This is a genomic window from Cupriavidus necator N-1 (genome assembly GCF_000219215.1).
Taxonomy (GTDB): Bacteria; Pseudomonadota; Gammaproteobacteria; order Burkholderiales; family Burkholderiaceae; genus Cupriavidus; species Cupriavidus necator.
Genome location: NC_015726.1, coordinates 1,057,709 through 1,081,696, shown reverse-complemented (window position 1 = coordinate 1,081,696; position 23,988 = coordinate 1,057,709). Strand labels below are relative to the sequence as shown.

Sequence of the window (23,988 nt, the reverse complement as noted above, 5' to 3'; positions counted from 1 at the left end):
GTCTCCTGGAAGGGGTACTTCGTCTGTCGTCTGGCGCTGCGGCTCAGGCCACCTCGATCTCCACCACGGTCGGCACACGCATGCGCAGGGCTGTCGCCAGCGCTTCGCGCAATGCAGCAGGATGAGTCACCCGTGATGCCTCGCAACCATGCCCGAGCGCAATCGACACGAAATCCAGATCGGGCAATGCCGTGCCGACCAGCGGATCATCGCTGCCAAAGCCGAAGGTCGGCGCAAACTCCTGCAGGGCGGCATAGCGCCGGTTGTTGAGCACGATGAACGTGATCGGCAGGCCCAGTTGCGCGGCGCTCCACAGCGCCTGGATCGAATACATGCTGGAGCCGTCGCCGACCAGGCCGATCACCTTGCGCCCCGGCTTGCCCAGCGCGACGCCCACTGCCGCGGGCAGGCCGTAGCCAAGCCCGCCGCTGCACATCGTATAGAAGGTCTCGCTGCGCAGGATGGGCAGGTAGCGATGCATCACCGGGCGCGCGCTGGGCGCTTCCTCGACCACGATGGAATCGGGGTCGCGCAGCTCCGCCAGCGTCTGCAGGACATAGGCGACGGTCATCGGCGTGCCGGGCTCGGCGCGCGGTGCCGGCACGCGCGGGCGCGGGGCTTCGCGCCGCGGCGGCGCCGGGCGCGCCAGCAGGTCGGCCACGCCCTGGCGGATGCTGCCGACTGCGGCAGTGCCCACCGGCGCCCATGCGGCGATATTCGGATCGTCGATCAGCTGCACCACCTGCGCCCCGGGCGGCGCATGGGGGCCAAACCCCTCGACGTGATAGGTGAAGGCCGCCGCGCCCAGCGCGAAAACAAGGTCGTGGCCCGTGAGCAGCCCGACGATCTTCTCGCGCATCGCCGGCAGAAAGCCGGCAAACAGCGGATGGTCTTCCGGAAAGCCGCAGCGCCCCGACATCGGCGCCACCCACACCGCCGCCTGGTGCCGTTCCGCCAGCCGCACCACGTCGTCCCAGGCGCCATCGCGGTCCACGGCCGCGCCCACCACGAACGCCGGCCGGCGGCTGGCATCGAGAGCGTCGCCGATCTGCGCCAGCAGTGCCGGCTGCACGCGGCTTTCAGTGCTGACCGTGCGCGGCAGCACCGGCTCGCATGGCCGGGCCCAGTCATCGGCGGGAATCGAGATCAGCACCGGCCCGCGCGGCGGCTGCATGGCGATGTAGTAACCGCGCGCAATCGCCAGCGGCACGTCTTCGGCCCGCGCCGGCTCGCAACTCCACTTCACGTAGGGCTTGGGCAGTTCGGTGGCCTGAGCCGAGAACAAGAAGGGCTCGAACGGCAGGATCGAGCGCGCCTGCTGCCCGGCCGTGATCACCATCGGGGTGCGGTTCTTGTGGGCGGTGAAGATGCTGCCCATGGCATGGCCGACGCCGGCCGCCGAGTGCAGGTTGACGAAGGCCGCATTGCGGGTGGCCTGGGCATAGCCATCGGCCATCCCCACCACCACGGATTCCTGCAGGCCGAGGATGTAGCGGAAGTCGTCGGGGAAATCGAGGAACAGCGGCAGCTCGGTCGAGCCGGGATTGCCGAAGATGGTGGTCATGCCGAACGCGCGCACCAGGTCCAGCACCGCGGTGCGCACGGTGGTGGGAGTGGCGGAGGCGGCAGGCGAGGCAGAACTGGCCATGGTCGAGGAAGCTCCAGTGCGGAATTAGAGACAAAGCTTGCCGACCAGTATGGACAATCAGGCCTTGCCCAGAAATTGCCGTTTCGGGGCAAAGTCATTACGATTCGGCATGACCCTCGATCTGCGCCAGCTTCTTGCCTTCCTTGCGGTGTGCGAACACGGCAGCCTGGGCCGTGCGGCCACACAGCTGAACGTGACCCAGCCGGCACTGAGCCGCACCATCCAGCGGCTGGAAGCCCAGCTGGACGCGCCGCTGTTCGAACGCTATGCCACCGGCATGGTGCTGACCGCCTGCGGCGAGGCCCTGCTGCCGCACGCCAACCTCTTGCGCCACGAGGCCGAGCACGCCACCGAGGCCGTGCGCGCGCTGCGCGGGCTGGCCGCCGGCACCATCCGCGTGGGCACCGTCGCCAGCGTGGCCAGCGTGGTGCTGCCGGAGGCGATCGAGGCGGTGCTGGCACGCTGGCCCGGGCTGCGCGTGCGCATCGTCGAAGGGGTGGGAGATTTCCTGGCCGATGCGCTGCTGCGCCGCGAGATCGACCTGGCCATCGGCATCGCCTTGCCGGAGAACGAGGAAATCTGCGCCGTGGCGGATGTGGGCTGGAGCGACAGCAGCTTCGTGGTCGCCGCCGCCGGGCATCCGCTGATGGGCCGGCCGGCGCTGCGGCTGGCGGATACGGTCGGCTGCCGCTGGGTCATGCCGCCGCGCGGCACAGCGCCATTCGACGAACTGCAGCGGCTGTTTGCACGGGCCGGGCTGCCGCCGCCGGAGATCGTCGCCGAAACCCGCTCGATCATTGCGCTCAAGGCGCTGGTGGCACGCGCGGGCTTCCTCAGCTGGATGGCCGCGCCGATGTACGAGGCCGAGCAAAAGGCGGGCATGATCCAGCCGCTGCCCATTGAAGGCGCCCAGGCGCCGCGCCGGCTGGCGGTGTACCGGCGCCGCCAGGGCATCCTGCCGGCGCCGGCAGCGAAGCTGCTGGAGCAGTTGCGCCAGTTGACATCGGACGTGGGCTGAACGTCAGGCGGGCCGCGCCAGGTCGGCCCCTTCCATCACCCATGCGCGGAATGTGCGCAGCGCCGGCAGGTGCTGCTTCTGCTCCGGATAGCACAGGTAATAGCCCTTCTTGGCCAGCACCTGGGCCGGATGCGCCACCACCAGCGCCCCGGTGGCCAGTTCTTCCTCGATCAGGCAGCGCGGGATCAGCGCGATGCCCAGACCCGACAGCGCGGCTTGCGTGAGCAGCGAAAACTGGTCGAAGCGCGCGCCGCTCCAGGCCTCGCGGGTCGGCACGCCCAGCGTGGCGAACCAGTCGGGCCAGGCTTCGGGAACGGTGGTGTGGTGCAGCAGCGGATAGCGCAGCAGCGCGGCGGGCGTGGGCGCCACGCCGCCGGGCTCGGACGCCAGCAGGCCCGGGCGGCACACCGGCAGCACCTCGCGCCCGGTCATGTAGTCGGCCAGGCTGCCGGGCCAGACGCCGTCGCCGAAACGGATCGCGGCGTCCAGGTCCGGCTCGGAAAAATCGTAGCCCTGCGCGTGCGGCACGAATTCCAGCGTCACCTCCGGATGGCGCGCGAAAAACTGCGGCAGGCGCGGGATCAGCCACTTGGCGCCCAGCGTCGGCATGCTGGCGATATGCAGCACGCCGCCCCGCCCCTGCCGCGCCATCAGCTCGACGGTGGCGGCCTCCAGCTCGTTCAGGCTGGGGCCGATGCGCTCGAGGTAGCGCTCGCCCGCCTTGGTCAGCATCAGGCGCTGGCGCACGCGCTGGAACAGCTCCACGCCCAAGTAAGCCTCCAGGCTGCGCACCTGCTTGCTGACCGCGCCTTGCGTGACATGCAGTTCACGCGCGGCTACGGTAAAACTGTTATGACGCGCCGCAGCCTCGAAGGCCTGCAACTCGGTCAGCGACGGACATAGGCGTCGCATAAATCACCTCTACTTTACGACCAAATGGAATGAGCTAAGGATTTTATTTCGTTTGCGGCACGCTTGCCCGGGCGCGCAGAATCGTGAAATCCACTTTATTCCTCCCCTTCCCCTGGACCCCGTCATGCAACGTCGCCATCTTCTCCGACTCCTGGCCGCCGCTTCGGCCGCCGCCGCTGCCGGCATCTCCTTCAGCGCCTTCGCCCAGGCCGGCTACCCGACCAAGCCGATCACGCTGGTGGTGCCCTTCCCCGCAGGCGGCACCACCGACATCGTCGCGCGCATCGTCGCCGACAAGCTCGGCCAGCAACTGGGCCAGGCCGTGGTGGTGGACAATCGCGGCGGCGCCGGCGGCAGCATCGGCACCGCTTTCCTGTCCAAGGCGGCGCCGGACGGCTACACGCTGGGCATTGCCACGGCCTCGACCCATGGCATCAATCCGGCGGTCTACCCGCGCCTGTCCTACGATGCAACCAAGGACTTCACCACCATCACCAACCTGGCCTCGGTGCCCAACGTGATGAGCATCAACCCGGCGGTCAAGGCCACCGACATGAAGTCCTTCATCGCGCTGGCGCAGTCGCAGCCCAACAAGCTTGCCTATGGCTCAGCGGGTAACGGCAGCGTCTCGCACATGATGGGGGAACTGTTCAAGATGAGCAGCAAGACTGAACTGCTGCACGTGCCCTACAAGGGCGTGGGCCCGGCGCTGAACGACGCGCTGGCCGGCCAGGTGCAGGTGCTGTTCGACAACCTGCCGTCGTCGCTGCCGTTCATCGAAGGCGGCAAGCTGCGTGCGCTCGCCGTGGCAGCGCCCAAGCGCGTGGCCGCGCTGCCCAACGTGCCGACCTTTGCCGAACTGGGCCTGGGCGAAGTCAACGACGCCGCCTGGTTCGGCCTGATCGCACCGGCCAACCTGCCGGCGGATATCCAGACCAGGCTCCACACCGCCGCGGTCAAGGTGCTGGCACTGCCGGAAGTGAAGGCCAAGCTCGAGAAGCTGGGCGCGACCCCGGTGGGCGATACGCCGGCGCACTTTGCCGCCCAGATCAAGAGCGAAGTGGCCAAGAACAAGCGCGTGGCCGCCGCCGCCAAGATCTCGCTCGACTGATTCCACAGCAACACCATGACCGACACCGACCGAACCACCGCGGACAGTCCGTTCTACCTGTACCAGCCCGAGGGCGAGCCCGCGGCGCTGTTCCTGGACTCGCCGCACAGCGCGACGACCTACCCGACGGACTTCCGCCCCGACCCCGCGCTACCGCTGGAACTGCTGCGCCAGGCCGAAGACACCTTTGTCGACGAGCTCTACGCCGGCGCCCCGGCGCGCGGCATCCCGCTGCTGTGCGCGGGCTTCCCGCGCAGCTATCTGGACGCCAACCGCGCGCTGGAAGAAATCGACGAAGCCCTGCTCGACACACCGTGGCCCGGCGCCAGGCAGGAGACCTCCAAGACCCGGCTGGGCAAGGGCCTGGTCTGGCGCGTGCTGGACACTGGCGAGGCCATCTACGACCGCAAGCTGAGCGTGGAAGAAGTGCAGGCGCGCATCAACCGCTGCTACCTGCCCTATTACGCGCAGCTGCAGAAGCTGGCCGACCGCGCCGTCGCCAGCCACGGCAGCGCCTGGCATATCAACTGCCATTCGATGCCGAGCCACGCCGCGCCATTCGCCACCGAGTTCCCGGGGCTGGAGCATCCGGACTTCGTGGTGGGTGACCGCGACGGCACCACCTGCGACAAGCGCTTCACCGACCGGGTCGAGGGCGTGCTCAAGGAGATGGGCTACGACGTCTGGCGCAACCACCCGTACAAGGGCGTGGAGATCGTGCGCGTGGTGGGACAGCCCCAGGCCGGCTGCCACAGCCTGCAGCTGGAGGTCAACCGCAAGCTCTATATGGACGAGGTGGGCCTGACGCATACCGCGGGCTTTGCCAGGCTGCGCCATGACCTGAACCTGCTGCTCGACGAGCTGCTGCGCTTTACGCGCTCGATGCCGTCGCGCGTGGCCTGACCCGGGCCGGGGCTGCGCCACGCAGCCCCGCATACGCTGCGGGTTCACCGCAGTTGTGCGAGAGAAGGGATTCCTGCTAGTGCACAAGTCACTTGCTGCACGACCTCAAGCCTTGGAAGAATGGGTAACAAGATTTAGGAACTTTGTCAGATAGGTTTCCTCTATCATGGCATTCCTTGCGAACCCATCTTGCCTGCCGGCCCCTGCGGCCCCGCGGGCAAAACCCAAGAACGCACACACCGCTCACACCGTGATCCGACGAATCTCCGAACTGCTCGGCAGCCGGCTCCGCATGGTGGCTGCCGCAGTGGCCGGTGCGATCGCGCTGGCAGGCTGCGCCAATATGCCGGCCGATGATGCCAGCGCCGGCCCTGCCCCGGCACCCACCGCCGCGCCCGCCCGACCTGCCGCCGCCCCGGCACCCGCCACTTCCACTCCGCCCACCAAGACCGTCACCCTGCCCGACCGTGGCCGCGTCAGCCTGTCCGAGTACCGGACCCGCATGCGCGAACAACTGATGAAGACCGAGAACGCCACCAGCGACGTGGCGGACTGCGCCGCCCACGCCAGCTGGGTGGTGCCGCGCTCGGCCAGCTACGATGCATTGAAGATCCCCACCGGCGCGCTCGCCGCGGGACAGGCCACGACCGAGCCATGGAACGGACGCTTCTCGCCCGGCAAGCAGGCCGTGCCGGTCAGCTCGGTGGTCACCTTCGCCGCTACCGCGCACAAGCGCCGCGGCAGCGACGACTGGCAGCCGGTGAAGGTGCGCTGCGGTTATGACGACGGCATGATGCTGGCGTATGAGCTGCTGGACAGCGGCGGCGCCACCATCAGCGAACCGGCTGCCGAGCCGGCCGTGCCTGCTGCTACGCACACTTCGGCAAGCAAGAGCCGCAAGGGGGCCAAAGGCAAGAGCACGGCTTCGAAGTCGGACAAGGCGTCGGCGTCCAAGTCGTCGAAGTCAACGACCGCCAAGTCCACCTCCGGCCCGGCCAAGACGACCAGCAAGACCAAGAAGAAGCAATAGGCGCAAAGCGGGCGCACCGCGTCCGCGCCAAGGCCGTTCCGGCCCACCCGGTTTCGTCCGGTTGGGCCGTTTGCGCTGGCTCAGCCCAGGTAGTCCAGGATCGCCTGCAGCATCGCCGTCCCCAGCAGCGCGCTGCGCGCGCCGTTCCAGCCGACCGCCGGATCCGGCAGATCGGCATTGTCCTTGAACGGCATCTCCAGCGTCAGCGCCAGGCAGCCGAAGGTATGGCCGATGTACTTGGACGCCAGCTTGAGTGCATCCGCGTTGTACTTGCTGGCCGCGTAGCCGTGCACATCCTGGAAATCCGGCGAGGCCCGCTTGAAGGCCTCGATAAAGCGCTGCTGCTCGCGCCGGCGCGCCTCGGTAAAGCCCGGCAGCATCTCGCTGCCGGCGACGAAGTTGTACGGCAGTCCCTCGTCACCATGGATGTCGAAGAACATGTCGCAGCCGCTGGCCTCGATGGCGCGGCGCACGTGGTAGACCTCGGGGCTGGTATCCGGGCTCGGCGCCATCCACTCGCGGTTCAGGTTGGCGCCGGCGGCATTGGTGCGCAGGTTGCCGCGCGCCGAACCGTCCGGGTTCATGTTCGGCACGATATGGAAGACCGCGCGCTCCAGCAGCTTGCGCGCGACCGGGTCGCCCGCCCACATGCCGGTGCCGGTCAGGCGCTGCAGCACGCCTTCGACAAACCATTCGGCCATGCTCTCGCCCGGGTGCTGGCGCGCGATCATCCAGACGGTCTTCTTGCCGGGGCCGGGCTGGCCCAGCGTGACGCGGGTCATGTCGCGCCCGTCCACGGTGCTGCCCAGGTGCGACAGCCGCGCCAGCGGCGAGCGCTGGCAACTGGCCAGCAGCGACAGGTGGCGCTCATCCGGATACGGCTCGAAATACGCAAACCAGATGCTGTCGTGCTCGGGCGTGCATTCCACCGTCATCACCTGGCCGTCGAAGCGCGTCGGCACGCGGAACCAGTTGGCGCGGTCGTACGAGGCCACCGCGCGGTAGTCGCGCCATCCATCCGGATAGGTGCAGTCGCCGGCGTTCAGGAAGTGCATCCGGCACGCCTGCCCCGCCGCGCCCTGCAGGCGGAAATGGAACCACTGGCGGAAGTCGGCGTGCGAGTCGGCGCGGATGCGCAGGCGGATATCGTCGGCGCGGTCGAGTGCCTCGACCTCGATGGCGCCGGAGTCGAATTGCGAAGAGATATGCATGTCGGCAGGCATGGCTGGCAGTCTCGTGGCGATGGGTTTCAGTCTTCCAGGCGGCGGCGGAACACCCAGCGGGTGGCATCCGAGGCCGCGGCGTCGAAGGCGTAGCCGTCCTCGGCAAAGCGCTTGAGCTTTTCCGGCTCGGTCACGCGCTGCGTCACCGCGTAGCGTGCCATGGTGCCGCGCGCGCGCTTGGCGTGGAACGAAATGATCTTGTAGCGGCCGCCCTTCCAGTCCTCGAACACCGGCGTGACGATGCGCGCCTGCAGCACCTTGGCCCGCACCACCTTGAAATACTCTTCCGAGGCCAGGTTGACCAGCACCGGCGCGCCTTCCTGCTTGAGCGCGGCCATGTCGGCGTTGATCATCTGCGTAACATCGTCGCCCCAGAACGCGTACAGGTCCTTGCCGGCAACGTTATCGAGGCGCGTCCCCATCTCCAGACGGTAGGGCTGCATCCAGTCCAGCGGGCGCAGCACGCCGTACAGGCCGGACAGGATGCGGATGTGCTTCTGCGCAAAGCCGAGGTCATCGGCCGACAGCGTCTTCGCGTCCAGGCCATCGTAGACGTCGCCATTGAAGGCCAGCACCGCCTGCTTGCTGTTGGCCGCGGTGAACTCCGGCGACCAGTCGCCGTAGCGCGTCACATTGAGCACCGCGAGCTTGTCGGAGATGTCCATCAGCGCGCCCACATCCTGCGGCGCCAGCTTGCGCAGGCGCTCGATCAGCGTGGCGGAACGGTCGATAAAGCGCGGCAGCGTATGGGTCTTGAGGCGCGGAGGAGTCTCGTAGTCCAGCGACTTGGCGGGAGACAAAACGATGAGCATGGCAAAATCGCGGCAGTAGCCAAGGACAAACAAGCCAAGATTGTAGCGAATGCGCCTCGACACCACCGGAACCACCCTCTTCGCCAGCCCCGCCGGCGTCACATCAGCGCCGCGCGTGGTGCTCGACTCCAACATCTGGGTGGACCTGCTGGTCTTCCGCGACCCCCATGTGGAGCCGATCCGCACCGCGCTTGAGGCCGGCACCATCGCCCCGGTGATCCGCGCCGACTGCCGCGAGGAACTGCGCCGGGTGCTGGCCTATCCGCAATTTGCCCGCTTTGACGTCGATATCGATGCCGCGCTGGCCACTGTCGACCGCCTCGCCAGCCTGGAAGCCGCGCCGCCGCAGGCCGACTACGACGCCATCAGCCTGCCGCGCTGCAAGGACACCGACGACCAGAAGTTCATCGAGCTGGCCCACTTTGCCGGCGCCGCCTGCCTGGTATCGAAGGACAAGGCCGTGCTCAAGCTGCGCAGCCGCCTGCGCCGCAGCAGCGGCGTGGAAGTGATGACGCCACCGGCCTTCGGCGCCTGGCTGGCCGCGCTTGGCGCCGCCAGCGCCGCCGATCCGCTTTAGAATGTCGGCTCCCGGCGCCGCCTACGTGGTGGCGCCGCACGCCTGATCGCACCCCGTCCCCACCGCATCGACACGTTCGCATCATGTCCGCAGACACCACCCACACCCAGTTGACGCCGCTGACCCCGCCGCCCTCGCGCCTGCCCGCCGTCGGCACCACCATCTTCACCGTGATGTCCGCGCTGGCCACCGAGAAGAACGCCGTCAACCTGGGCCAAGGCTTCCCGGACTTCGACTGCGACCCCAGGATCGTCGATGCCGTGACCGCTGCCATGCGTGCCGGCCATAACCAGTACCCGCCGATGGCTGGCGTGCCGCGCCTGCGCCAGGCCATCGCCGCCAAGATCGCCAGCCTCTATGGCCACCAGTACAGCTGGGACACCGAGATCACCGTCACCGCCGGCGCCACCCAGGGCATCCTGACCGCGATCCTGTGCGCGGTGCATCCGGGCGACGAGGTGATCGTGCTGGAGCCGTGCTACGACAGCTACCTGCCCGCGATCGAGCTGGCCGGCGCCACCGCCGTGCCGGTCACGCTGGAAGCGCCGGAATTCCGCGTGCCCTTCGACAAGCTGGCCGCCGCGATCACGCCGCGCACGCGCATGGTCCTGATCAACACGCCGCACAACCCCACCGGCACGATCTTGCGCGCGGCCGACATGGACCAGCTGGCGCAGATCCTGGCCAGCACCGACATCCTGCTGCTCTCGGACGAGGTCTACGAGCACATGGTCTACGACGGCCAGCAGCACGCCTCGGTCTCGCGCCATCCTGAGCTTGCGCGCCGCAGCTTCGTGATCTCGAGCTTCGGCAAGACCTACCACGTGACCGGCTGGAAGGTCGGCTACGTGGCCGCGCCGGCCGCGCTGATGGCCGAGTTCCGCAAGGTGCACCAGTTCAACGTGTTCACCGTGAACACGCCGGTGCAGCACGGCCTGGCCGACTACATGGCCGATCCCGCGCCCTACCTGCAGCTGTCGGCGTTCTACCAGGCCAAGCGCGACTTCTTCCGCGCCGGGCTGGCCAACAGCCGCTTCAAGCTGCTGCCGTCGGACGGCACCTACTTCCAGTGCGTCGACTACTCGGCCATTTCCGACCTGAGCGAGGCCGACTTCGCCATGTGGCTGACGCGCGAGATCGGCGTGGCCGCGATCCCGGTCTCGGCCTTCTACACGCAGCCGCGTGAATCGGGCGTGGTGCGTTTCTGCTTTGCGAAGAAGGAAGAGACGCTGGCGCTGGCGCTGGAGCGGCTGGGCAAGCTGTAGGCGCAGGCCTGGCCTCTGCGCCAACGAAAAACGCCCGCGATCCAATCGCGGGCGTTTTACCTTGTGCCGCCGGTTTTGTGGCCGGCTTGTTGCCGGTTACTTGTTGCTGCGGCTCGCCATCAGCTCAAGATTGGCCTTGCGGTCGGCATTGACCTTCTGCACCGATTCGCGCGCCGACAGCGTCTTCAGGTAGTCCTTGACCGGCAGGTCGGCCAGCAGATCGGTGCCGTAGATGATCTTGGTGCACGACGACACCAGCGGCAGGTGCGCCGCGGCGGCGCAGTCGGCCAGCGTGAAGGTGTCGCCGGCGATATACGGCGAGAACTTCGCCAGCTTGGCGAAGGCGGGGACATAGCGCGTCAGCAGCTTGTGCTGGCGTTCCTTGACGCCATCGCTGACCTTGCCGCCGAAGAATGCCTCGGGGTACAGTTCGCGCGCGGTCAGCTCCAGGTACAGTTCCATGAAGACGACGATCTCGCGCACCTTGGCGGCCTGGTACGGGTCGCCCGGCAGCAGCGGCGTCTGCGGATAGGCCGCCTCTACGTAGTCGACGATGGCTTCGGACTCGCACAGCGGGCCGGATTCGGTGATGATGTAGGGCACCTTGCCCGCGGGCGTGGCTGCCGGGTCGGTCTGGCCGATCCAGGCCAGCACCTCTTCGAACGGCACGTTCTTTTCCAGCAGCGCCAGCTTCACTTTGTTGTAGTAGTTGCTGGCGGCAAAACCGCAGAGCTTCAGCATGTCGTCTCTCTCCGTTATTGGAATGATCCCCGCATCGCACGGTGCGGATGTCGGGTGATTGTGGACCATCCGGGGTCTGCAGTGTACCGGCTGGCCGATCAGCGCACGCCGCCTGCCCCGCTGGACTGTCGCGGAAGGTGCAAAAAACGTACGATCGTGCTAATTTAACCACAACTTCTGGGACGAATGATGAGCACTTTCACCATCGATACGCTGGGTATCGTCGGCACCGGCGCCATGGGCCGGGGCATCGCGCAGATCGCCGCGCAGGCGGGCCTGACCGTCAACCTGTACGACACCAACCCGCAAGCGGTGGCCGCCGCGCGCCAGTACCTGCAGGACACGCTGGCCAAGCTCGCCGACAAGGGCAAGATCAGCGCTGCCGACGCCGAGGCCACGCTGGCCCGCGTCAAGCCCTGCGGCACGCTGGAAGACCTGGCCGGCTGCGACATGGTGCTGGAAGCCATCGTCGAGAAACTGGAAGTCAAGCGCGACCTGATCGCCAAGCTCGAAGCGGTCCTGCGTGAAGACGCCGTCATTGCCTCCAACACGTCGTCGCTGTCGATCACTGCCATCGCAGTCGGCGCCAGGCACCCGGGCCGTATCGCCGGCTACCACTTCTTCAACCCGGTGCCGCTGATGAAGGTGGTCGAGGTCATCGACGGCCTGTCGGGCAACCCCGCGGTGGGCGACGCGCTGATGGCATTGTCGCGCCGCATGGGCCATACGCCGGTGCGCTGCAAGGACATGCCGGGCTTTATCGTCAACCATGCCGGCCGCGGTATGAATATCGAAGGCCTGAAAGTCGCGCAGGAAGGCGTGGCCGGGTTTTCCGACATCGACAACATCATGCGCGAGCAGGCCGGCTTCCGCATGGGGCCGTTCGAGCTGATGGACCTGACCGGGCTGGACGTGTCGCACCCGGTGATGGAATCGATCTACAACCAGTTCTACCAGGAACCGCGCTACCGCCCCTCGCCGATCACCGCGATCCGCGCGGTCGGCGGGCTGATCGGCCGCAAGGCGGGTGCTGGTTTCTATTCGTACGCCGATGGCCAGAAGAAAGTGCCGGCCGCTGCCGCGGTGCCGGGCGCGCGCCCGTCGAGCGTGTGGGTCAGCCACGCCAGCGAGCGCGGCCACGCCATGGTGAGCAAGCTGCTGGGCGCGCTGGGCGTGACCCCGGAAGGCGGCAACAAGCCGTCGGCCGATGCGCTGATCATCGTCACCCCGCTCGGCCTGGACGCCACCACCAGCGCGCTGCAACAGGGCCTGGACCCGGCCCGCACCGTCGCCATCGACACGCTGCTGCCGTTCGAGGCCACCAAGCGCCGCACGCTGATGACCACGCCGGCCACCAGCGCCGCCGCCCGTGATGCCGCGCACGGCCTGTTTGGCAGCGACGGCGTGCCGGTCACGGTGATCCGCGACTCGGCCGGCTTCGTCGCGCAGCGCGTGCTCTGCTGCATCATCAATATCGCCAGCGATATCGCGCAGCAACGCATCGCCACGCCGTCGGACATCGACCTCGCCGTCAACCTGGGCCTGGGCTATCCCAAGGGCCCGCTGGCGCTGGGCGATGCGGTCGGCCCGCAACTGGTGCTGGAGACGCTGCGCAACATGGAAGCGCTCACCGGCGACATGCGCTACCGCCCGAGCCCGTGGCTGTGGCGCCGTGCCGGCCTGGGCCTGTCGCTGCTGGCCGAAGAGCAGTAAGCCCGCCACCGCCCCACCGACCGAGCCACGCCCATGCCCGCACAGTTGCTTTCCCACCGCGTCGATTCGACGCTGGTGCTGACCATCTCGAACCCCGAGGCACGCAATGCGCTGCACCCGGACATCTACGCGGCCTCGCAGCAGGCGCTGGATCAGGCTGCGGCCGATGACTCGGTGCGCGCAGTCATCATCACCGGCGCCGACGGCATTTTCTGCGCCGGCGGCAACCTGAACCGGCTGCTCGGCAACCGCAGCCAGCCGCAGGAGGTGCAGGCCGCCAGCATCGCCCTGCTGAACGGCTGGGTCGAGTCGCTGCACGCCTTTCCCAAGCCGATCATCGCGGCGGTGGAAGGCGCGGCCGCGGGCGCGGGCTTCTCGGTGGTGCTGGCGTGCGACTTTGTAGTGGCGGCCAGCAATGCCAAGTTCGTGATGGCCTATGTTTCCGTGGGGCTCACGCCCGACGGCGGCGGTTCGTACGAGATCGCACGCGCGCTGCCGCGCCCGCTGGCCAGCGAACTGATGATGGAAGGCAAGCCGGTGGACGCGGCGCGGCTGGCGCAGTTCGGGCTGGTCAACCGCGTCACCGAGCCGGGCCAGGCCCTGGACGAGGCCCTGCGCCTGGCCGCCGGCCTTGCCCGCCAGTCGCCGCACGCCGTGGGCCGCATCAAGGATCTGATCAACCACGCGGCCACCGCATCGCGCGCCGAACACCTGCTGGCCGAGCGCGACAGCTTCGTCGCCGCGCTGCATCACCCCGACGGCGGCGAAGGCATCAGCGCCTTCCTGGAAAAGCGCAAGCCGCAGTACCGCTGAAGCCGGGCGCCGGACGCCTGGCTTTACCCGAACGGCCAGCCCGCGGCAGACGGGCATGCCGGCACAATGCAAGGAGACAACGCATGGAATTGCCGCCGTCCTCGCGTCGCCGCATCTACCTGATGCGGCATGGTGCCGTTTCATATTTTGACGAGGCCGGGCGCCCTGCCCTGCCCGAGATGGTGCCCCTGAACGAGACCGGCCGCATGCAGGCCACCGCCGCCGGGCGCGCCTTTGCCGCCGAACAGATTCGCTTCGACCGCGTCATCGTCAGCGGCCTGCCGCGCACCGTCGAGACGGCTGAGCGCGTGCTGGCCGAACTGCCCGGGATGGACGACGTGGTGCCGGAAGTCTGGCCCGCGCTGCAGGAAATCCGTGGCGGCGACCTGTCCACCATCGCCGACCACGACCTGCGCGACGCCTTCGTCGGCGCCTTCGAGGGCGAAGTCCCCGAAGACAAGCGCTTCCTCAACGGCGAGACCATCGGCCAGTTCCTCGACCGCGTGCTGCCCGCGCTGGAGCGCCTGCGCGCCGATCCCGACTGGGACACCGCGCTGATGGTGCTGCATGGCGGCACCAACCGCGCCATCCTGTCGCAGGCCATCACCTGCGGGCGGCGCGTGTTCTTCGGCTCGCTGCTGCAGACCGCGGGCTGCATCAATGTGCTCGACATGGGCGACGATCCGCTCGACTGGGTGGTGCGCATGACCAACTACTCGCCGCCCACGCCCGTTCACAGCGGCACGCGCCACACCACCATGGAAGTGCTGCTGCACCAGTATTTGCGCGGACGCCAGCCGCAGGGCTGAGTGCGCCGCGGACTTGATCGAATCCCAACCGATACCGAACAGAAAACCAACGGAGACAGCATGACGAGCAACGTATCGCACTTCGAGGGCACGCGCCCGGTGGCGGACCAGCAGCGCTTCGACACCGACGCGCTGGAAGCCTGGATGCGCCAGCACGTGGAGGGCTTTGCCGGCCCGCTGACCGTGGAGCAGTTCAAGGGCGGCCAGTCCAACCCGACCTTCAAGCTGGTCACGCCGGGCCAGACCTACGTGATGCGCGCCAAGCCCGGCCCCAAGAGCAAGCTGCTGCCTTCGGCGCACGCGATCGAGCGCGAGTACCGCGTGATGGCCGCGCTGGCCGGCAGCGACGTGCCGGTGGCGCGCATGTACGCGCTGTGCGAGGACGAGTCCGTGATCGGCCGCGCCTTCTACATCATGGAGTTCGTCGCCGGCCGCGTGCTGTGGGACCAGTCGCTGCCGGGCATGAGCACCGCCGAGCGCAGCGCCATCTACGACGAGATGAACCGCGTCATCGCCGCGCTGCACACGGTCGACTACAACGCCATCGGCCTGGGCGACTACGGCAAGCCCGGCAACTACTTCCAGCGCCAGATCGAGCGCTGGACCAAGCAGTACAAGCTGTCCGAGACCGAATCGATCCCGTCGATGGACGCGCTGATGGACTGGCTGCCGCAGCATATCCCGCAGGAAGACGCCGACCTGACCTCGATCGTGCATGGCGACTACCGGCTGGACAACCTGATGTTCCACCCGACCGAGCCGCGCGTGCTGGCGGTGCTGGACTGGGAACTGTCCACGCTGGGCCACCCGATGGCGGACTTCAGCTATCACTGCATGAGCTGGCATATCGCCCCGGGCCAGTTCCGCGGCATTGCAGGCGTGGACTTCGCCGCACTGGGCATCCCCGACGAAGCCAGCTACCGCCGCCTGTACGAGCAGCGCACCGGCCGCCCGATCACCGGCGACTGGAACTTCTACCTGGCCTTCAGCATGTTCCGCATCGCCGGCATCCTGCAGGGGATCATGAAGCGCGTGGTGGACGGTACCGCGTCGTCGGCGCAGGCGCTGGACGCGGGCAAGCGCGCGCGGCCGATGGCGGAGATGGGGTGGCAGTACGCGCAGAAGGCGAAGGGCTGACGCAGCAACGGCTGCGGCAAGAAAACGGGCGCCGAGGCGCCCGTTTTTCATCCGCGTCGCGCGGCGCTCAATCCCCCAGCGCCACCCCTTCCCGCCGCGGGTCCGCACCACCCGCCCACACCGCCTTGCCGTCAGGCCCCTGCTTGCGCATGATGGCCTGCGTGCCGCTGGTCATCTCGATCTCGGCCACCTGGTGGCCGCGCTGCTGCAGTGCCTGCACCAGGCCCGGCGACACCAGCCCCTTCTCCACCTCGGTCGGGCCGTTGCGGCTGCCGAAGTTGCCCATGCCGATGGCGGCCTGCACGTCCATGTTCCAGTCCAGCATGCCGACCAGGGTCTTGGACACGTACTCGATGATCTGCGAGCCGCCCGGCGAACCGACCGTGGCGACCAGCTGGCCGCTCTCGCGGTCGAACACCAGCGTCGGCGCCATCGACGAGCGCGGGCGCTTGCCCGGCTCCACGCGGTTGGCCACCGGCTTGCCGTTCTCGCTCGGCACGAAGGAGAAGTCGGTCAGCTGGTTGTTCAGCATGAAACCGCGCACCATCAGATGCGAGCCGAAGTACGACTCGATCGTGGTGGTCATCGAAATCGCCCCGCCGCGGTCATCGACCGCAACGATCTGCGAGGTGGAAACGCGCGGCGGCGAACGGTCGGGCGCGTAAGCCATCGCCGTGCCCGGCGGCACCCCTGGCTGGGCCTTGCCCATGCTCTTGTCGCCGATCAGCTCCGCGCGCGTGGCAAGGTAGGACGGGCTGACCAGGCCGGTCACGTTGACCGGCACGAAGTCGGTATCGGCCACGTACAGGCCACGGTCGGCATAGGCCAGGCGGTCAGCTTCGGAGATCGCGTGGACCGCGTCGGGATTGGCCTCCATCACCGCCGGCGTGTTCACGCCCTGTGGCTTGAGCGCGGCCAGCGCGTACTTGGGATTCTTGGTTTCGAGCGCCTGCAGCGTGCCCAGGATCTGCGCGATGGCGATGCCGCCCGACGACGGCGGCGGCATGCCGCAGATCTTCCAGCGCTTGTAGTCGGTGCAGACCGGCACGCGCTGCTTGGCCCGGTAGCTGCCTAGGTCAGCCAGCGACAGCGAGCCGGCATTGCTGCCATCGTTCACCTTGGCGACGATATCGCGCGCGATCGGTCCGCTGTAGAGCACGCCGGCACCGCGCCGGGCGACATCGCGCAGGGTCTGTGCCAGCTTCGGGTTCTTCAGCACCGTGCCGGCCGGCTTGGGCTTGCCCTGTGCATCCAGGAAGTACGCGGCCATCTCCGGCGAATTGGCCAGGAACTTGTCGGCCGCCACTTGCGTGTACAGCCGCTCCGAGATCGGGAAGCCCTTCTCCGCCAGGTCGATGGCGGGCTGGAACAGCTTGGCCCAGGGCAGGCGGCCGTGCTTCCGGTGCGCCATTTCCAGCGCGCGCATCACGCCGGGCGTGCCGACGGAGCGTCCGCCGATCTGGGCCTCGCTGAACTCCATGGGCTTGCCGTCGGAACGCAGGAACAGGTTTTCGGTGGCGCCGGCAGGGGCGGTCTCGCGGCCGTCGAAGGCCTGAACGTTCTTGCCATCCCAGTACATGATGAAGGCGCCGCCGCCGATGCCGGTGGCCTGCGGCTCGACCAGCGTCAGCACGGCCTGCATCGCGATGGCGGCATCGATGGCCGAGCCGCCCTGGCGCAGGATGGCGCGCCCGGCCTCGCTCGCGAGCGGGTTGGCCGCGGCCGCCATATGGCGCTGCGCGTAGGCCGTGGACATGCCGGGGCGATAGCCGGACGACACTTCCGGTGCCGGCGGCATGGCGGCCGGTGGCGTGGTCGCGGTCGGGGCGGCAGGCGCGGCCGGCGTGGCGGTCCCTCCGCCCTGGGTACCACAAGCACCGAGCAGCGCCGTCAGGGCAAGGGCCAGCGCGCCGCGCCACGCCATCGAAGAGAGGTCAGGGTGAGCCATGCGATATCTCCTGGGGGAAGGATCAAACGATTGTAGTGGCGATCGGCGCATTCTGGGGCAAGAAAGTCTGACTGCCGCCACATGCGGGGGCCACATGAAGGTGCAGCAAAAAATTCTCCCGGTTTAACCCCGATCGCTAATCTGCGCCGTTTCATCGACAGGCCGTCATGACCGGGAACCCGCCCCGCGGCCGCTCAGGAGAAAAACATGCAACTTCGCGCACCGGCCGTCATTTCCAGTCTTGCTGCCGCACTGGCGCTGTCGGCCTGCGGCGGGCATTCGCCGTCGCTTCCCCAGGAAGTGGCACAGCCTGTGCCGCCACCCGCAGCGCCGGCGCCCACGCACGACCAGGCCGCCAAGGCTGGCCAGGCAACGCCCGCCATGGAATTGCATGCCGTCGCCCCGCGCGCCGCGCTGGCCATGCCCTACCACCTGCCGCCGCCTGCGCCGGCCGAGCGCGAACGCTACGGCGTCATCGAGGAAAACGGCGTCAGGCTGGTGGCGCAGGCGCCGGTATCCACCTTCAGCATCGATGTCGATACCGGTAGCTACAGCAATATGCGCCGCATGCTCAATGCCGGGCGCGTGCCGCCGGCCGATGCGGTGCGCGTGGAAGAGCTGCTGAACTACTTCCCCTATGACTATGCCCAGCCCGCCGACGGTCGCCCGTTCGCCGTGCATGCCGCGCTGGCGCCCGCGCCCTGGCACCCGGCCAATGTGCTGCTGCGCATCGGCATCAAGGGCAAGGACATGGCCAGCGGCGCGCTGCCGCCTGCCAACCTGGTATTCCTGGTGGATGTATCGGGTTCGATGAACTCGCCGGACAAGCTGCCGCTGCTGAAGTCTTCGCTGAAGCTGCTGGTGAACAAGCTGCGCCCGCAGGACCGCATCACGCTGGTCACCTATGCCAGCGGCACGCGCGTGGCGCTGCCGCCCACGCCGGGCAGCGACAAGACCGCCATCAGCGCCGCCGTCGACCAGCTCGTGGCCGGGGGCAGCACCGCCGGCGCCAGTGGCATCGCGCTGGCCTACCAGGCCGCGCAACAGAGCTTTATCGCCGGCGGCATCAACCGCGTGCTGCTGGCCACCGACGGCGACTTCAACGTGGGCGTGACCGACTTCCGGCAGCTCAAGAGCATGGTGGAAGAGAAGCGCAAGTCCGGCGTGTCGCTGTCCACGCTCGGCTTCGGCACCGGCAACTACAACGAGCAGCTGATGGAGCAGCTGGCCGATGCCGGCGACGGCGCCTATTCGTATATCGACAACCTGATGGAAGGCAACAAGGTGCTGGTCAGCGAGATCAGCTCGACGCTGGCCACCATCGCGCGCGACGTGAAGATCCAGGTGGAATTCAATCCGGCAACGGTGAAGGAGTATCGCCTGATCGGCTACGAGAACCGCATGCTGGCGCGCGAGGACTTCAACAACGACAAGGTCGATGCCGGCGATATCGGCGCGGGCCACACCGTGACGGCGCTGTATGAGCTGACGCTGGCCGGCCAGCCCGGGATGGTCGATCCGCTGCGCTACCAGCTGGCCGCACCCGTGCCGGGGCGCGACGGCGAACTGGCGCACATCAAGCTGCGCTACAAGCTGCCCGCCGCCAGCACCAGCCAGTTGATGGACATCACCGTCGCGCGGCAGGCCATCCGCCCGCTGGCGCAAGGCGATGACGACTTCCGCTTTGCCGCGGCGGTGGCCGGTTTCGGCCAGGTGCTGCGCGGCGGCAAGTTCACCGGCGACTGGCGCTACGCAGATGCCCGCGCGCTGGCCCAGGGCGCCCGCGGCACCGACCGCTTTGGCTATCGGGGCGAGTTCCTCAAGCTGGTGGACCTGGCACAGAGCCTGGGCACGGCCAGTCCGACCGGCGCCAGCAGCGGCGGGCCGGCCGAGCATGCGGCACGCTGACACCAGCCCGGGCCGCGAGCCGGCGCAAGGCGGCGCGGCAGACTGTCGCGCCGCCTTGCGCTCTCCTATACTCGGGCGCATGCAGGCACCCGACCCCGTCCCTTCCGCCGCGCCCACAGCCGCCACGCCCGGCGCAGCGCTGTCGGCGCTGCCCGACCATGACCTGATGCTGCTGGTGGCGGGCGGCATCATCGAGCAGCCCGTCACCGAGCTGTTCCGCCGCCATAACGCCGGCCTCTACAACTACGTGGCCTGGCTGTGCCAGGGCAACCGCGGCGAAGCAGAAGACATCGCGCAGAAGACCTGGGTCAAGCTGATGACCCGCTGCGGCGACTACCAGCCGGACGCGGCGTTCCGCACCTTCCTGTTCCAGATCGCGCGCAATACCTGGCTCGACCAGGTGCGCAGCGCCGATGCGCGCCAGCGCGAAGCCCTGGACGACCAGCCAGCGGAGATGCCGGCCGACGACCTGTCGCCGGAAGCGGAGCTGCAGTTGCGCCAGCACGCGCACCACGTGCATCGCGCGCTGCTGCAGTTGCCCGTCGCCCAGCGCGAGGTGGTGGTGCTGCGCTTCTTCAGCGACATGAGCGTCGAAGAGATTGCGCAGATGCTCGGCGAGAAGTTCGAGACGGTGAAGAGCCGGCTGCGCTATGCGTTTGCGCGCCTGCGCGCAGACCTGGCCGGCAGCGTGCCGGGCTCGCAGGAGACGCCGTCGTGAACGCGGCCGACCGATTTATCGACGGCAAGGACCGGCTTTCGGCACTGCTGCGGGAGCTGCCCGCTTACGCGTCGTCCGCTGCGCTGGCGGAGTCGGTGCACGCGGCCGCACGTGCGGCACAACAGGAAGCGGATCGCCTGCGGGCCGGCGCGGCGGCCTTGCCCTTCGCCGCGCCGCCAACGCTTGCCACGGCGGTGTTGGAAGAAGCCGCGCGCCTGCAGGCGGCGCAGGCTGCGCGACGCGATGCGCTGCTTGCGCGCGTGGCGTCAGGCCAGCCCGCAGCGGAGATTCTGGGTGCCCCGGTCGGTGCCGCTGCCAGCGCATGGCTGCAGGCACAGGCGGCGGAGGCGGCAACACCAGCACGGGCAACACGGACCACAGCGCAGTCCATGGCAGCGCGCGCCGCGCGCGCGCGGCGCTGGTGGCGCTCGCTGGGGCTCGTGGCCAGCGTCGCGGCGGTGGCCGGGCTGACCACCAGCATCGTACTGCGGCAGATCGATGACGGCGCACTGCTGCCGGCATCGGCGCCTGAACAGGTGTCCGCCCCGGCCGCGGCACCCGCCGCAGAGATGGCAGCAGCGCCCGTACCACAAGCTGCGGCGGAGTCCGGGACCGCCGCGCCGGCAAACCCGCCGCCAGCCCCGAAAGCTGCCCCGGCCCCGCGGCGGGAAGAGCGGCCTGCCCCGGCGCACGCCGGGCAGCTCAGCCGCGCGCCGGCAACGGCCCGGGGCACGGCGCCACGCGAGGCCGCCACGCAAGCACCGCCGCAGGCGACCGAAAGCTTATCCGCCCAGGCGCCGGCTGTGGCCGCCGCACCGGCCGCTCCCGCGTATCCGGCCATGGCAGAGGCAGTCCCGCAGCCGGCAATGCCGGCACCCGCGGCACCGCCGGCGGCCGCGCCGCAGGCCGACTTCGCCCGCAAGGCGGCGCCGCCGATGGCGGCCGCACGCGCCCCCGCCGCGCACACCGCATCCAGCATGGTCGTGTCCATCCAGGACGACCCCGCCGCCACGGCTGCGCGCATGCCGGCGGCGGCATCGGTCACGCTGCTGGCGGCCGAACCGGACAGTGAGGCAATCAGGGAATGGGCAGGACGGCTCTGGCAGTCGATGCCGGCGGCACAACGCCCGCCGGTGCCATTTGCCGTGCAGGCCGACCGCACGCTGGCCCCGGGCCAGGTGCGCATCGAACTGCGCCACGGCGCGCCGCAATGAGCGCGCCGGTGCGTTGGCGAGTGCTGGTCAGCGCGTGGTGAACGACCAGCTCAGGTCCACGGGCTGCGAACCCAGCCGGCCGGTGACCCGCACGCTGTAGCGCTGCTGGCTGGCCAGCGGCGCCACCGGCGTGCAGATCGCCAGGCCGCGTGCCGCGCTGGAGAGGCCCGACGAACGGCTGTCAACCTTGAGGCAGCTGACATTGTTGCCTTGCGCGTCGGTGATGACGAAGTTGTCGGCATCGAACTGCAGCGAGGTGTTGATGGCCTGCAGCGATACCGGATAGCCCACGGTCTTGCCCTCGTAGCCCGGCGCGGGATTGGGGCTTTCCGAGTTGACCCAGCTGGCCGGCACGTCGGCCTGGCCGTTGTACGGGTAGGCCACCATCTGGTTGTCGCTGCCGCCCTTCGATGCATCGGCCAGGTCGATGGTCTGGTAGTAGCTGGCCGAGGTGCCGCTGCCGTCCGGGCCCACGCGCTCGGCAAAGCCGCTGCCGGCCGAGCCGTAGCTGCCCAGCAGCGCGGCGCGGTGGAACGGCGCGTTGACCAGGTCCGACACCAGCGCGTCCTTGGGCGACATCGACAGCTGCGCATTGGCAACCGAAGTCCAGCGGTTGGCACCGGCCACGACTTCCGCGGTGGCATTGGTCGGATAGGCGGCCTGAATGCGCTCGTTGGGCGTGGCGCCGGTATAGCCCGGCTTGCCGCTGGTCTCGTCGTGCGTCAGCGTGGCGTTGGCCAGCATGTAGGCAGTGTGGTTCTGCGCCACGGTATTGAGCGGATCGCGTGCCGCCAGCGGCGGCAGGCCCACCTGCTCGCGCCGATAGTTGGCGTAGCACAGGCCGGCGGTGCGCGGCTCTTCCAGCACGCGGTAATTGCTGACCGCACTGCCGCGCGCCGGCAGCAGCGAGACGCCGCCGCCCGCCGCGGGTGCCGGCGCCGTGCCGCTGACGGTATAGCAGGCACCTGCGGTGGATGGCGTGGTCGAGCCCGAGCCGGACGGCGCGCTGGCCTGCCCGTTCGCTTGCGATGCGTTCGACGAAGTACCGCCGCCGCCCCCATCGCCACCACCGCCGCCACATGCGGACAGTGCCAGCGCCGCAGCGGCGCAAAAGGTGGTCAGGGCGAGCGTGGTGCGCCGCGCGCGTCGCGGAGGCATGGGTTGGTGATCAGCAAGCAAGCGTTTCCCGGTCATCGTTCTGAATCGTCGTGGTCATCGGAGGAAGGAACCTGCCCCGGGGGATCCGCAGGCGCGGACAGCCGGCGCGGCAACCATCGCCAGCACCGTGTGGACACGGGCTCGCGGCGGCGGCGCCGGGGGCAGAAAGACCGGACGATGGTATGGGCGCGGACCGGGAGGGTCTAGCCCATGAACAATTCCTTACGTGTGACCCGCGCGCGCCGCACCGGGGCGCCGCGCGGGGTGCTTGCGGTGCCAGCCATGCGGGCGCGGGCGCACTTAGCTGGCGGCAGCCACGTCGGCCATGCCGGTGCCGAGCGCGGCCATCACGGCCATCAGCTGCTCGCGCAGCCAGCGGTTGGCACCGTCGTTTTCGCCGCCCGCATGCCAGTACAGGTGCAGTTCCAGCGACGGCACCTTGAACGGCAGCGACAGCAGGCGGTTGGCATAGGGCTCATTGGCGATGCGCGCATAGCGCAGCGGCAGCGTGGCCAGCAGGTCGGTGCAGCTGACCACGCGGCACGCGGCCGCATAGTGCTGGCAACGCAGGCGCACGCGCCGCGTCAGGCCCATGCGGTGCAGGGCCTGGTCTTCCAGCCCGGCGCCGCGGCGGCGCGACGACACGTGCACATGCTCGGCCGCCAGGTAGCGCTCAAGCGTCAGTTCCTTCTTCACCAGCGGATGGTCGCGCCGCGCCAGCACCACCATCGGATCGGCCATGAACGGCGCGTGGTGGATGGCGGGCGAGACCGGCAGCAAGATGTCCAGCGCGGCGTCCAGCGTGCCGGCCAGCAACTCGGACTCCATCTCGCGGCGGTCGAAGCGGATCGCGGCGATCTCCACCTGCGGCGCCATTGCCGTGACACGCGCCATCAGCGGCGGCAGCAGCGTGGATTCCAGCGCGTCGCGCATGCCGATGGTGAAACGCCGCACGGTATTGGTGGGATCGAAGTGCGGCGTATCCTGCAGCGTGCGCGCGAACGATTGCAGCGCGCTGCGCACCTCGGCGGCGAGCGAGCGCGCCAGCGGCGTGGGCGCCATGCCCTGCCCGCGCCGCTCGAACAGCGGGTCGTCGAACAGCGTGCGCATCCGGCCCAGCGCATGGCTGACCGCGGGCTGCGTCAGGTTGAGCTGGCGCGCGGCCGCGGTGATGCTGCCTTCGCTGTAGATGGCGTCGAACACCACGAAGAGATTCAGGTCGATGCGGGAGAGCTGCATGCCGAAGATTCTGGCACGGAATGCAGGGAATTGATACTGGCAAATCCAGAAAATTCATTTTTCTTATTACCGGCTTTCAGATAGAGTGCAT

General features: G+C 68.7%; 21 protein-coding genes. 13 read left to right on the top strand and 8 right to left on the bottom strand.

What is annotated here, in order from left to right:
• Window positions 1-43 precede the first annotated feature (43 nt).
• Window positions 44-1,648 carry a benzoylformate decarboxylase gene (gene mdlC, locus CNE_RS05135; RefSeq protein WP_013956073.1) on the bottom strand — a complete coding sequence of 535 codons (1,605 nt, stop codon included), beginning with the start codon at window positions 1,646-1,648 and terminating at the stop codon, window positions 44-46.
• Between the two features lie 109 nt (window positions 1,649-1,757).
• Between mdlC and CNE_RS05130 the strand changes: the two genes are divergently transcribed.
• Window positions 1,758-2,666, top strand: coding sequence for a LysR family transcriptional regulator (locus CNE_RS05130; protein WP_041227820.1), 909 nt, complete (start codon window positions 1,758-1,760; stop codon window positions 2,664-2,666).
• Window positions 2,667-2,669: 3 nt separating this feature from the next.
• Here the strand turns inward: CNE_RS05130 and CNE_RS05125 are convergent, their stop codons facing one another.
• Window positions 2,670-3,578 (bottom strand): LysR substrate-binding domain-containing protein, encoded by a 909-nt coding sequence (locus CNE_RS05125; protein ID WP_013956071.1) that lies wholly within the window; start codon window positions 3,576-3,578, stop codon window positions 2,670-2,672.
• A 124-nt stretch (window positions 3,579-3,702) separates the two neighbouring features.
• Here CNE_RS05125 and CNE_RS05120 point away from each other — a divergent pair, with 124 nt between their 5' ends.
• The 3 genes from CNE_RS05120 to CNE_RS05110 all read left to right on the top strand — a co-directional run bounded on the left by CNE_RS05120 (window position 3,703) and on the right by CNE_RS05110 (window position 6,622).
• Window positions 3,703-4,689, top strand: coding sequence for a Bug family tripartite tricarboxylate transporter substrate binding protein (locus tag CNE_RS05120; RefSeq protein WP_013956070.1), 987 nt, complete (start codon window positions 3,703-3,705; stop codon window positions 4,687-4,689).
• A 15-nt stretch (window positions 4,690-4,704) separates the two neighbouring features.
• Complete coding sequence (locus CNE_RS05115) at window positions 4,705-5,592, top strand: N-formylglutamate amidohydrolase (RefSeq protein ID WP_013956069.1); 888 nt, start codon at window positions 4,705-4,707, stop codon at window positions 5,590-5,592.
• Between the two features lie 250 nt (window positions 5,593-5,842).
• Window positions 5,843-6,622, top strand: a complete 780-nt coding sequence (locus CNE_RS05110; protein WP_371827391.1) for a BspC domain-containing protein — start codon at window positions 5,843-5,845, stop codon at window positions 6,620-6,622.
• Window positions 6,623-6,702: 80 nt separating this feature from the next.
• Here CNE_RS05110 and CNE_RS05105 read toward each other — a convergent pair whose 3' ends face one another.
• The gene (locus tag CNE_RS05105) at window positions 6,703-7,845 is read right to left on the bottom strand and encodes a M14 family metallopeptidase (RefSeq protein ID WP_013956067.1); all 1,143 of its coding nucleotides are present in this window, start codon (window positions 7,843-7,845) and stop codon (window positions 6,703-6,705) included.
• Between the two features lie 26 nt (window positions 7,846-7,871).
• Complete coding sequence (gene yaaA / locus CNE_RS05100; protein ID WP_041228327.1) at window positions 7,872-8,657, bottom strand: peroxide stress protein YaaA; 786 nt, start codon at window positions 8,655-8,657, stop codon at window positions 7,872-7,874.
• 49 nt (window positions 8,658-8,706) lie between these two features.
• On the opposite strand from yaaA, the gene CNE_RS05095 reads away from it, so the two are divergent.
• The gene (locus tag CNE_RS05095) at window positions 8,707-9,234 is read left to right on the top strand and encodes a PIN domain-containing protein (RefSeq protein ID WP_013956066.1); all 528 of its coding nucleotides are present in this window, start codon (window positions 8,707-8,709) and stop codon (window positions 9,232-9,234) included.
• An 83-nt stretch (window positions 9,235-9,317) separates the two neighbouring features.
• On the top strand, window positions 9,318-10,499 hold the full coding sequence (locus CNE_RS05090) for a pyridoxal phosphate-dependent aminotransferase (protein WP_013956064.1): 1,182 nt from the start codon (window positions 9,318-9,320) through the stop codon (window positions 10,497-10,499).
• 96 nt (window positions 10,500-10,595) lie between these two features.
• On the opposite strand, the gene CNE_RS05085 is transcribed toward CNE_RS05090, so the two are convergent.
• Complete coding sequence (locus CNE_RS05085) at window positions 10,596-11,240, bottom strand: glutathione S-transferase (protein ID WP_013956063.1); 645 nt, start codon at window positions 11,238-11,240, stop codon at window positions 10,596-10,598.
• 189 nt (window positions 11,241-11,429) lie between these two features.
• On the opposite strand from CNE_RS05085, the gene CNE_RS05080 reads away from it, so the two are divergent.
• The 4 genes from CNE_RS05080 to CNE_RS05065 all read left to right on the top strand — a co-directional run bounded on the left by CNE_RS05080 (window position 11,430) and on the right by CNE_RS05065 (window position 15,712).
• Window positions 11,430-12,953, top strand: a complete 1,524-nt coding sequence (locus CNE_RS05080; RefSeq protein ID WP_013956062.1) for a 3-hydroxyacyl-CoA dehydrogenase — start codon at window positions 11,430-11,432, stop codon at window positions 12,951-12,953.
• Window positions 12,954-12,986: 33 nt separating this feature from the next.
• Window positions 12,987-13,766, top strand: coding sequence for an oxepin-CoA hydrolase, alternative type (locus CNE_RS05075; RefSeq protein ID WP_013956061.1), 780 nt, complete (start codon window positions 12,987-12,989; stop codon window positions 13,764-13,766).
• Window positions 13,767-13,849: 83 nt separating this feature from the next.
• Window positions 13,850-14,575, top strand: a complete 726-nt coding sequence (locus tag CNE_RS05070; protein ID WP_013956060.1) for a histidine phosphatase family protein — start codon at window positions 13,850-13,852, stop codon at window positions 14,573-14,575.
• Window positions 14,576-14,635: 60 nt separating this feature from the next.
• A complete protein-coding gene (locus CNE_RS05065; protein WP_010809084.1) occupies window positions 14,636-15,712 on the top strand; it encodes a phosphotransferase in 1,077 nt (358 codons plus the stop codon).
• A gap of 67 nt (window positions 15,713-15,779) precedes the next feature.
• Here CNE_RS05065 and ggt read toward each other — a convergent pair whose 3' ends face one another.
• Window positions 15,780-17,660, bottom strand: coding sequence for a gamma-glutamyltransferase (gene ggt / locus CNE_RS05060; RefSeq protein ID WP_013956059.1), 1,881 nt, complete (start codon window positions 17,658-17,660; stop codon window positions 15,780-15,782).
• 207 nt (window positions 17,661-17,867) lie between these two features.
• Between ggt and CNE_RS05055 the strand changes: the two genes are divergently transcribed.
• The 3 genes from CNE_RS05055 (at window position 17,868) to CNE_RS05045 (ending at window position 21,500) form a co-directional block, all read left to right on the top strand.
• Complete coding sequence (locus CNE_RS05055; protein WP_013956058.1) at window positions 17,868-19,568, top strand: vWA domain-containing protein; 1,701 nt, start codon at window positions 17,868-17,870, stop codon at window positions 19,566-19,568.
• A 79-nt stretch (window positions 19,569-19,647) separates the two neighbouring features.
• Window positions 19,648-20,286 carry a sigma-70 family RNA polymerase sigma factor gene (locus CNE_RS05050; RefSeq protein ID WP_013956057.1) on the top strand — a complete coding sequence of 213 codons (639 nt, stop codon included), beginning with the start codon at window positions 19,648-19,650 and terminating at the stop codon, window positions 20,284-20,286.
• A complete protein-coding gene (locus CNE_RS05045) occupies window positions 20,283-21,500 on the top strand; it encodes a hypothetical protein (protein ID WP_013956056.1) in 1,218 nt (405 codons plus the stop codon). Before CNE_RS05050 ends, CNE_RS05045 begins: the two co-directional genes overlap by 4 nt.
• A 27-nt stretch (window positions 21,501-21,527) precedes the next feature.
• Here CNE_RS05045 and CNE_RS05040 read toward each other — a convergent pair whose 3' ends face one another.
• Together CNE_RS05040 and CNE_RS05035 are read right to left on the bottom strand one after the other, a co-directional pair.
• Window positions 21,528-22,694 (bottom strand): CAP domain-containing protein, encoded by a 1,167-nt coding sequence (locus CNE_RS05040; RefSeq protein ID WP_013956054.1) that lies wholly within the window; start codon window positions 22,692-22,694, stop codon window positions 21,528-21,530.
• Window positions 22,695-22,958: 264 nt separating this feature from the next.
• Entirely contained in the window at window positions 22,959-23,897 is a 939-nt protein-coding gene (locus tag CNE_RS05035; RefSeq protein ID WP_013956053.1) for a LysR family transcriptional regulator, read from the bottom strand.
• Window positions 23,898-23,988 lie beyond the last annotated feature (91 nt).